At 70.9% G+C, this 10161-nt stretch carries 8 protein-coding genes; 1 reads left to right on the top strand and 7 read right to left on the bottom strand.

The genetic code is table 11. The features are described 5' to 3' along the window. Positions 1 to 42: 42 nt before the first annotated feature. The 4 genes from ACFU3E_RS25340 to ACFU3E_RS25325 form a co-directional block, all read right to left on the bottom strand. Positions 43 to 1350, bottom strand: coding sequence for an AI-2E family transporter (locus ACFU3E_RS25340; protein ID WP_384162469.1), 1308 nt, complete (start codon positions 1348 to 1350; stop codon positions 43 to 45). A gap of 136 nt (positions 1351 to 1486) precedes the next feature. Further along, entirely contained in the window at positions 1487 to 2188 is a 702-nt protein-coding gene (locus ACFU3E_RS25335) for a transglycosylase SLT domain-containing protein (RefSeq protein ID WP_384162466.1), read from the bottom strand. Between the two features lie 419 nt (positions 2189 to 2607). Continuing rightward, complete coding sequence (locus ACFU3E_RS25330; RefSeq protein WP_384162463.1) at positions 2608 to 3933, bottom strand: PhoH family protein; 1326 nt, start codon at positions 3931 to 3933, stop codon at positions 2608 to 2610. Between the two features lie 383 nt (positions 3934 to 4316). Beyond that, positions 4317 to 5090: an isoprenyl transferase gene (locus ACFU3E_RS25325; RefSeq protein WP_384162460.1), complete on the bottom strand. Its 774-nt coding sequence runs from the start codon at positions 5088 to 5090 to the stop codon at positions 4317 to 4319. Between the two features lie 1119 nt (positions 5091 to 6209). Here ACFU3E_RS25325 and ACFU3E_RS25320 point away from each other — a divergent pair. Next, positions 6210 to 7373, top strand: coding sequence for a winged helix DNA-binding domain-containing protein (locus ACFU3E_RS25320; RefSeq protein WP_384162457.1), 1164 nt, complete (start codon positions 6210 to 6212; stop codon positions 7371 to 7373). An 85-nt stretch (positions 7374 to 7458) separates the two neighbouring features. Here ACFU3E_RS25320 and ACFU3E_RS25315 read toward each other — a convergent pair whose 3' ends face one another. The 3 genes from ACFU3E_RS25315 to ACFU3E_RS25305 form a co-directional block, all read right to left on the bottom strand. Next, positions 7459 to 8337 (bottom strand): methyltransferase domain-containing protein, encoded by an 879-nt coding sequence (locus ACFU3E_RS25315; RefSeq protein ID WP_384162454.1) that lies wholly within the window; start codon positions 8335 to 8337, stop codon positions 7459 to 7461. A 316-nt stretch (positions 8338 to 8653) separates the two neighbouring features. After that, positions 8654 to 9115 (bottom strand): GNAT family N-acetyltransferase, encoded by a 462-nt coding sequence (locus ACFU3E_RS25310; protein WP_384162451.1) that lies wholly within the window; start codon positions 9113 to 9115, stop codon positions 8654 to 8656. Positions 9116 to 9151: 36 nt separating this feature from the next. Continuing rightward, positions 9152 to 10030: an LLM class flavin-dependent oxidoreductase gene (locus ACFU3E_RS25305; RefSeq protein WP_384162448.1), complete on the bottom strand. Its 879-nt coding sequence runs from the start codon at positions 10028 to 10030 to the stop codon at positions 9152 to 9154. Positions 10031 to 10161: the final 131 nt, after the last annotated feature.

Genomic DNA, 10161 nt, shown 5'->3' with positions numbered 1-10161 from the left:
GACCGGTGGGGCGGGGCCCTGCTGGTGTTCTCCGGGCCCCGGCTACTCCGGCGGCGTCTGCGGAGCGGGCTCCGCGCTCACCGCCGTGGCCCCGCGCGGCCGCACGGAATGCCGGAGCGCCGCCTTCTGCGAGGACGACCGCAGATACCCGGCGACCGTGTTGGTCACCGCCACCAGCGGCACGGCGACCACCGCACCCCCGATCCCGGCCACCATCCCGCCCGCCGCGACCGACAGCACCACCGCCAGCGGATGCACCCGCACGGCCCGTCCCAGGATGAACGGCTGCAGGATGTGTCCCTCGATCTGCTGCACCGCGAGCACCACCGCCAGCGTCATGACGGCCGTGAACACCCCCTGGGTGACCAGCGCGACGACCACGGCCAGCGCCCCGGACACCACCGCACCCACCAGCGGGATGAACGCGAACAGGAAGATGAACACCGCCAGCGGCACGGCCATCGGCACATCGAGGAAGTAGATCCCCAGCCCGATGAAGATCGCGTCGATCAGCGCGACGATCACCGTGCCCCGCACGTACGCCGTCAGCGTCCGCCACGCCGCCGGACCGGCCCCGGCCACCCCCGGCCGCGCCGCCGCCGGCACGAGCCTCAGCGTCCACTCCCAGATCCGCTTGCCGTCGTAGAGCAGGAACAGCGTCGAGAAGACCGCCAGCAGGATCCCGGCGAGCGCCTCGACGACGACCGTCACGCCCTCCAGCCCCGCCGAGGTGATCTGGTCGGTGTTCGCCCCGACCGCCTCGCGCAGATTCGTGGCGATCTCGTTGATCTGCTTGTCGGTGACGTGGAAGGGGCTGTTCAGCAGCCAGTTCCGCAACTCGTCGATGCCGTCCTGGATCTGGCCCGAGAGGTCGTCGATGTTCTCCATGACCTGCCAGGTCACGAACCAGCCGATGAGGCCGATGACGACGAATCCGAGGATCGCCGTCAGCGCGGTCGCGGGCCCGCGCGGCACGCCGTGGCGCCGCAGCCGCGCCACCGTCGGCTGCAGCATCGCCGTGATGAGCAGCGCGATGACGAAGGAGAGCACCACGAGCTGGACGGCGCTGATGACCCGCATCAGCACCCACAGGGTGCCCGCGAGGACGAGGAGCCGCCAGCCGGCCTCGGCGGCGACCCGTACCCCCCACGGCACGGCGAGCGCGGGATCGGGGCGGGCGGCGACGTCGGGCGCGTAGTCCGGGGGCGGCGGCACGTGTTCGTCGGCGAACGTCAGGGACTCGGGGCCGTCCTGCTCCCGTTCGGCCTCGGCGCGGCGTTCGTTGTACCGCTCGCTCATCTCCGTCAGCCCGGCACCGAGCCGGCCGAGCCACCCTGGCACTCGCGACATGATCCGTCCTTTTCCCCCGTCTTGGCGCACCACTCCCCCGGGGAGCCGTCCGTCCGACCGTACATGGCGCGAGCCCCGCACCGGATGACGGTGCGGGGCTCGCGCGAAGGGCGGGATCGGCCGTGGGCCGGCCGGCTCAGTACCAGTTGTTGGCCTGCCAGAACGACCAGGCCTCACAGGGGCTGCCGTAGCGTTCGTTCATGTAGTTCAGGCCCCACTTGATCTGGGTGGCCGGGTTGGTCCGCCAGTCGGCGCCGGCGGACGACATCTTGGAACCGGGCAGCGCCTGGAACATGCCGTAGGCCCCGGAGGAGGGGTTGACCGCCTTGTAGTTCCAGTCGGACTCGTGGTCCACGATGTTGCTGAAGCACTGGAACTGACCCGACGGCACCATCTGCCGTGCCATGGCCTGGAGCTGGGCGATGCTGTAGGAGGTCGCGACGGGGAAGTCGGAGACGTCCTTGGAGCGGCTGGCGGCTGCCTTGGCCTCCGCGCGCTCCTTGGCTTCCTTGGCCGCCTTCTCGGCCGCCTCCTTGGCGGCCTCCTTCTTGGCGATGGCCGTCTCGGCGGCGGCCTTGCGGGCGGCCGCCTCGGCGTCCTTCTTCGCGCTCGCGTCCGCCTGGATGGCCTGCACGTCGGCCTGCTGCGTCAGAGACGCGGTCTGCACCTGGGCCTGCTGGCCCGCGGGGATGTCCGCGAGCAGGGTCGCGCCGCTTGCCGTCGCTTCGGCGTCGTTGTTCTGCGCGGTGCTGCCCGAGGCAACGCCGACAACGCTTCCGACAGCGGTGACCGCCGTGGCCGAGGCCACTGCGAATCCCCGGACCGAGATCCGGCTCACACGGTTTTCCTTCCAGCATCGCCCGCTTCGGTGACCCTCGCGGACGCAATCGTGCCCCTGGCACTGGCCTCCCCAACTGCGGGGTCACGGGAGGCGCGGGCCCGGTGGGCAACTCCCCCGAGGGGAGCGCCGCGTGTTGCTCGGGCGGCATACGACATCGCTATGCAGTTGGTGCTGTTGCTTTGTGGTGCCGTACCGCTGGGGGTACAGGTGTGTCGTATGCGGGGCCTGACAGGACTGAGACTCTGCCGTAACCCGACAGGGCAAGGCAATTCCGAGTTGCGTGTGAAAGCTCACATCTCGTTTGACGCAGGAAATTCCACGGAACGGCCACACGCGAAGGCGCCGCCCGGCTAGGCTCTTGGCCTTTTCCGGACGGCGCCAACTATCGTGTAACCGCTTTTACTTGGTCGAGACAGTCAGATCTGACCGTCTTCGAGCATTTCGGTCACAAGGGCGGCGATCTGGGACCTCTCGGACCGCGTGAGGGTCACGTGCGCGAAGAGAGGATGCCCCTTCAGCTTCTCGACGACGGCGACGACACCGTCGTACCGGCCGACCCTGAGGTTGTCCCGCTGGGCCACGTCATGGGTGAGAACCACCCGCGAATTGGCCCCGATCCGGGACAGAACGGTAAGAAGTACGTTCCGTTCCAGCGACTGCGCTTCGTCCACGATCACGAACGCGTCGTGCAGCGAGCGTCCTCGGATGTGGGTGAGCGGCAGAACCTCCAGCATCCCGCGCGCGGTGACCTCCTCGATGACCTCCCGGCTGGTGACCGCCGACAGCGTGTCGAACACGGCCTGCGCCCAGGGGCTCATCTTCTCGGCCTCGGAGCCCGGCAGATAGCCCAGCTCCTGCCCGCCCACCGCGTACAGCGGACGGAAGACCATCACCTTCTGGTGCTGACGGCGCTCCAGGACCGCCTCCAGACCGGCGCACAGCGCCAGCGCCGACTTGCCGGTGCCGGCCCGGCCGCCCATCGACACGATCCCCACGTCCGAGTCGAGCAGCAGGTCGAGCGCGATCCGCTGCTCGGCGCTGCGGCCCTTGATGCCGAACGCCTCACGATCCCCCCGTACGACACGGATGTTGCCCTCGGGCGTGACCCGCCCGAGGGCCTTGCCGCGCTCCGACTGGATCATCAGGCCCGTGTGCACCGGCAGGTCGGCGACCTCGGGGACGTAGACCTGCCCCTCCTCGAAGAGGATGTCCACCTGCTCGCCGGGCAGGGTCAGTTCGGACATACCGGTCCAGCCGGAGGAGTCCGTGATGGCGAGCTCCGCGCGGTACTCCTCGGCGAGGAGCCCGACGGAGGACGCCTTGATCCTGAGCGGGAGGTCCTTCGACACGACGGTGACGTCGAACCCCTCGGCCTGCAGGTTGCGGGCGACCGCGAGGATGCGGGAGTCGTTGTCCCCCAGGCGGTAGCCGCTGGGCAGCACGCTGGGGTCCGAGTGGTTGAGCTCGACACGGACGGTCCCGCCCAGATCCCCGATCGGGATGGGGGCGTCGAGGCGGCCGTGCCGGACCCGGAACTCGTCGAGCAGGCGCAGGGCCTGCCGGGCGAAGTAGCCGAGTTCGGGATGGTGCCTCTTGGCCTCCAGCTCCGTGACCACGACGATGGGGAGCACGACCTCGTGCTCGTCGAAGCGGTTCAGGGCGTTCGGGTCGGCCAGCAGGACGCTGGTGTCGAGAACATAGGTGCGCCGGTCGGGCTTGTGGCGCTTTGTGCTGGTCACCACGGAAGGACGTACCCCCTCGGATGAGGTCGGGGAGCGACGGAGCGGAAGCTGGGCCGGGAGGGGTGGGAAAAATCCCGACCGGTCGTCGGCCGCCCTGCGCGGGCCGAGAACCGGCCCTCCCGCCTCTTCGTCCGTGCTGTGACCGCACGATCAGGCTGGTGCAAAGGGCCTCCCGGGCGGACGGCCCCGTGCCGTCCGCTGAGATCCGACACCCGTGGTTCGGGCGTCGACCTGTCTGGGTTATGCCCTCGAACGAGCGTCGCCATGCCACGGCATATGACGGCGAGCCGGTGAACTCCGTGTTACGTGCGTCTTCAGCGGGGTACCGGGAGGTGTTGCGACGTGGGACGTCCCGCGTCCGCGGTGTCCGGAGACGGGGTGTTTCAGCCGCCGTAGCGCCGGTGACGGGCCGCGTAGTCGCGCATGGCGCGCAGGAAGTCGACCTTGCGGAACGCCGGCCAGAACACGTCACAGAAGTAGTACTCGGAGTGCGCGGTCTGCCAGAGCATGAATCCGGACAGCCGCTGCTCGCCGCTGGTACGGATCACCAGGTCGGGGTCGGGCTGGTCGCTCGTGTAGAGGTGACGCCCGATCATGTCGGTGTCTACGGCCTCGGCGAGCGCCTCCATCGAGGTGCCCTTGTCCTGGGCGTCGAGCAGCATCGACCGCACGGCGTCGGCGATCTCCTGGCGCCCGCCGTAGCCGATGGCGACGTTGACCACTATCCCGTCGACGTGCGCGGTCGTCTCCTCTGCTTCCTTGAGGACCGTCTGCATCCCGGAGGGCAGCAGGTCGGGCGTGCCGACGTGGTGCACGCGCCAGCGGCCGTCGGAGGCCAGGGTGTGGACGACGTCCTCGATGATGCCGAGCAGCGGGCCGAGTTCCTCCTGGGGCCGGTCGAAGTTGTCCGTGGACAGCAGCCAGAGGGTGACGACCTCGACATCGGTCTCGGTGCACCAGCCGAGGAACTCCTCGATCTTCCCGGCACCGGCCCGATGGCCGTCGACGGTGCTGGAACCGGCGGCCTTCGCCCAGCGCCGGTTGCCGTCCATGATGACGCCGATGTGCTTGGGCACCTGAGCGTGGTCCAGGTGGCCTTCCACCCGGCGTGCGTACAGCCTGACCAGCAGGCCGCGCAACTTGTCGCGCAGGTTCACGTGATCGTCAGCCCCTCCGTGCGGATCGGACAGGCCGCTGCGTGCGGCCCGGTCGTGGCCGCGGGCGGTCCCTGCCCGGATGGCAGTCCCCGGAGGCGAAGCCTACCCCCGCCACGGCCGTGGGCCGCCAACCGGGACGGAAGGAACGGTTCCGGCCGGTGGTTCGAGCCGCGCGGCGGACCAAGAAAAAACGGGCCGGTCCGTGGGGGGGAGACGGACCGGCCCGAGGGGGGGTTTCCACCATAACCCTTCGTGAGTGATGCTGCGCGCATCGGCGTGCCACAACTACTCTCCGGAGCCGTCCGGCGACGCGGCGATGCCCGCGGAGGCCCTCGTTCAGGGCTCACTTCTGGCCGGAACATGGCGCATACGCTGGGAAACCGGGCGCCCGGGGGCAGGATCCGGAGGATTTTCCGCGCCTTGGGGGCCGCTCGGGTGACTTGTCCTGGCATCCCCCCGACGGGTGACCCGGCTACGAACGCCCGCTTGACCCGGAGTCGACTGCGGACCGTCTCCGATTCACCGCTTTGCCGCCTCGACATCGCCGCCGCGCCGGCCCGGCGGTAAGGCCTGGCACCGCGCAGCCCCCTCCACTGCGCGGTACCGCCCGCGCAGCTTTGCTCACGCGAATCGCCTCCCCCGAAGTTACGCGAGCGGCAGCGTGGAGGCGAGCCGCAGACGATAACGATGTGAAAACCCTCGTCGGAAGATGCGCAAGTGCAGTGAGCGAAAGGAGTGAATCGCGAGCCGGGCGGGTCGGCTCGGCGTTCAGGGGTCCTTGCACGCTGAGCGTCCGATCAGGTCGCGTGGTCTGGTGTCTGCATCGCAGGGCGCGCCGGACGCTCAGCGTGCAAGGACTCCCTTGGGCCGGGTTCCGTCCATGTTCAGGCCGGGCTCTGTCCTCATTGCCGTCTAGTGCCGCGGTAGGCAACGTTCGCCCGTCGAGGAGCGGCGTCCGGTGCGTGCTCTCGGCGTGCCGGCCGGAAGTCCTCGTACTGGTTGCACTCGGGCTTTCGGCCGGTGCGGCGAGTGGGGGTCCCCCTGCTCGAAGAGCTTGGGGGAGCGTGCCGGGCGTCGCGACGGGGCGAACGTTGCCTGTCGCGGCACTAGCTTCGCCATATGACGAGGACCGTGAAGATCACGTGGGACGCGGTGAGCGCACGCCGGGCGGAGCGGCAGTTCCTGGCCAGGCCGGCCGGGACCGGCACCCCGGCCGCCGAGGTGGTCGGCGCGATGCTGGGCGCGCACGCACAGGTGCTCTCCGCCGCCGAGCTGTCGGTGGGGATGCGGGCGGACGGGCTGACACGAGCGGACGTACGGACCGCCCTGTGGGAAGAGCGGTCCCTGATCAAGACGTACGGCCCACGCGGCACGGTGCATCTTCTCCCGGCCCGTGAACTCCCCCTCTTCTCGGCGGCGCTGACCGCGGTGCCGGCCGGGCCGAGTCCGTTCCCGCCCGGTGTACGGCTCACCGAGGAGCAGGCCGGCGAGGTCGTCACGGCGATCGGCGACGCGCTCGACGGCAGGTGCCTGACCCTCGACGAACTGTCCGAGGAGGTCGTCGCCCGCACGGGCCCCTGGGCCGGCGACCGCGTGATGCCGGCGTTCCAGGACCTGTGGCCGCGCTGGCGCCAGGTGATGCACCGGGCCGGCTGGGCGGGCATGCTGTGCTTCGGCCCGAACCGCGGCCGCAAGGCGACGTACACGCGCCCGGTGCGGGGGGAACGGGGGGCGCATGCGGAGGACGACGCGCCGGCCGCGTTCGTCCATCGGTATCTGCACGCGTACGGTCCGGCCACCCCGCAGCACTTCGCGCGCTGGCTGGCGGCGCCGCCCGGCTGGGCCACGGCCCTGTTCGGCGAACTGGCCGCGGCGGGCCGTATCGAGGAGGTCGACTTCGAGGGGACACCGGCGTGGGTGGGGGCGGGTGACACCGGCTTCCCGAGCGGCCCTGGGCGGGGTGTGTGGCTGCTCCCCTACTTCGACGCGTACGTCGTCGCCGCGCAGCCCCGCGAACGGCTGTTCCCCGGGACGGCGTACCGGCGCGCCCTCGGCGCCGGCCAGGCGGGCAACTACCCGGTGCTGCTGGTCGACGGTGTCGTGGCGGGGGTGTGGCACCAGCGACGCCGGGGCCGTCGCACGACCGTCACGGTCGAGCCGCTTCGCCGGCTGACGGCCCGGCAGCAACGGGAGCTGGGCGAGCAGGTGGAGCGGGTGGGGGAGGTGCTGGAGGCGACGCCGGAGCTGGTGGTGGGAGAGGTGACGGTGGGTCCACACGCCTGATCATGCGCTCGGTGCGGCCGATCGCCGGCCGGGCCGGCCGCTCGACCACGGGCAGCGGCATGCGCTGGGCGATCTGCCGTGTGCGTCAGTCCGGCTTGCGCGCGTCGACGAGGTGGCGGGTGCTGTGGGCGACGAAGGGGCCCTCGGCACGGATGCGCTCGTGCAGCTCCCGGAGCCGCGGCTCGTACGCCTCGACGGTGAAGCCGGGGACCATCCAGACCACCTTGCGCAGGAAGTGCACCACCGCGCCGACGTCGTGGAACTCCATGCGCAGCCGCTCCGCCCGCAGGCCGACCACGTCGAGCCCGGCGGCCTCGGCGCCGGCACGCTCACGGTCGGGATGGCGGGCGCCGCGCACGTCGTCCGGCTGGGGCCCGAGGAAGTACTCGACGAGTTCGAAGACGCTGCCCGGGCCGACGTGCTGGGCGAAGTACGTCCCGCCGGGCTGGAGGACGCGGGCGATCTCGTCCCAGTGCGGGCGGACGGGGTGGCGGCTGACGACCAGGTCGAAGGCACCGTCGGCGAAAGGCAGCGGGTCGCCCTCGGCAGCGGCGACGACGGCGACGCCGTGCGGGCGCAGGAGGGTGGTCGCCCTGGCGACGTTGGGGGGCCAGCCTTCGGTGGCGACGGTGAGGAGGGGCGGCTTCGGGACGGGAGCCTTGGCGGCTTCGCCCGTGGCATCGGCGGTGGGCTCGGCCGTGCTCTCGGTGGGGGCCTCGCCGGCGACCCTGGCGAGGGCGAAGTCCAGCACCTCTCCTCCCCCGGTCTGGACATCGAGCACGGCACTCGCCCGGCCCAGCCGCTCGGCCATCGACACGGCGTATCCCCAGGAGGGGCGTGCTTCCGTCGCCCGCCCTTCGAACCAGGAGAAGTCCCAGCCGTCCGTGGGGACACAGGCACCTTCGGCGAGGAGGGCTTCGAAGGTGGTGGGGTGTGAGGGGTGGAGTTCCTGCGGCTCTGCCATGGTGGGAATGGTGGCAGGGGGCCGGGTGGGGACGCTCGGCATTTATGTGTCAGAGGTGGGGGCAGTGCGGCGGCGTGGCCGGTGGACCGGGGCGTGCGTCGGCAGCCGGGCGAGAGCGTGGACGTCGCCGTGCGCGATGGCGGTGCCGGCGAGTTGCCCAAGCGGGCCGACGGCCTGCTGACTTCGGCTGCGCCCCGCAGCGGCAACCCGCCCCCGCGCGGGGGCGTCATGCGGTGCTTCTCACGTCATGCGGTGCTTCTCACGTCATGCAGTGCTTCTCATGTCATGCGGTGCTTCTCATGTCATGCGGTGCTTCTCACAGGAGGGCGAACACGACGTGCTCGTCCTCGCCGCGCCGTACCGTGCCGGTCCGCTGGAAGCCGTGCTTCTCGAGGAGACGCACCGAACTGGTGTTCCCGATGGCGGGGTCGGCGTACAGAGGCCGGTTCCGCTCCCGCTCCAGGAAGAGAGCCAGGGCCCGGCTGCCGATGCCACGGCCCCAGTACGGGCGTCCGAGCCAGTATCCGAGGAAGCGGCGGTCCCCGTCCCACCAGGCGACCACGCTGCCGGCGACTTCACCGTCGACGGTCATGGCCTGCACGAAAACGGTGTCGTCCCCGAGAACCTTGGTCTTCCAGTGCCGCAGGAACGCGTCGCGCGGCCGAGGCGTTAACCCCGACCGCCGTACGGCTTCCGGATCATGCTCGTATGCCAGGAGGAACTCCAAGTCGTCCTCCACGACGTCTCGCAGGCGTACGTCCGCGTCGTCCTGGCTCATACCCGCAGTGTGGCAGCCACCACTGACAACGGGCCCTCAGGGCACCAGGGGACGCACGTCCTCCGCCGCGAACCGCACGAACCCCTCCGGGTCGGGCTCGTCCGCCGTCGGCTGCAGGACGACGCGGTCGGCCCCGGCCTCGACCAGCCGATCCACGGCCTTCGCGACGGCTCCGGCGTCTCCGGCGACCCCGAGGTCCGGTACGGAGTCGAGCCCCTCGGCGACGAGTTCCGCGCGCAGCCGGGCGGCGGCGTCGGGTCCCGTGGCGGTGAGCAGGTAGACGACGACGGGGTGGTGCCCGGCCCCACGGCCGGCCGCTGCCCGCCCCTCCTCGACGAGCTGCCGTGCCTTGCGCACGCCCTCGGCGTTGGTGGCGGCGGTGAGGATGGTGCCGTCGGCGGCCTCGCCGGTGAGCCGCAGCGACCGCGGCCCGGTGGCCCCGGCCAGGACCCCGCTGTGCGGACCCTCCGGAGGCCAGTCGAGAGCGACGTCGTCGAGCGTGACGTACCGCCCGTCGACCGTGACCCGCTCGCCGCCCAACAGGGCCCGCAGCGCGAGGAGATGCTCCCGCAGCAGGGTGACAGGCGACTCGACCCGGGCCCCGACCTGCCCCATCCAGTCCTGCACGCCATGCCCCACACCGAGGATCGCCCGCCCCGGGAACATCCGGTGCAGGGAGGCGGCCTCCATGGCGGTGACGGCAACGTTCCGCAAGGGCACGGGCAACAGCCCGACCCCGATCCGCACCCGCTCGGTCCACGCGAGGGCAGCGGCGGCGGTGGAGATACCGCCTTCACTGAAACAGTCTTCCCAGAGCCAGAGCTCTTCGAGGCCGGCCTCATCGGCGACTTGGGCTACAGATCGGAGTCGTTCGGGGGGCAGTTGGGGGCGGAAGACTGCGCCTAGGGGGGTCATGGAGGTCTTCCTACCCAGGATCGGGAGCGCCGGACAACACCTTTATGAGCTGTGTGAGACGTCCGGTTGAGCAGCATCGGACAGAGATGCGGACTCGGGTGGGGCGGGCCCGCTCCAGCGCTTCGGGAGAA

The organism is Streptomyces sp. NPDC057424, from assembly GCF_042803315.1.
Lineage (GTDB): Bacteria > Actinomycetota > Actinomycetes > Streptomycetales > Streptomycetaceae > Streptomyces.
This window is presented reverse-complemented; position numbering and strand designations above follow the sequence as displayed.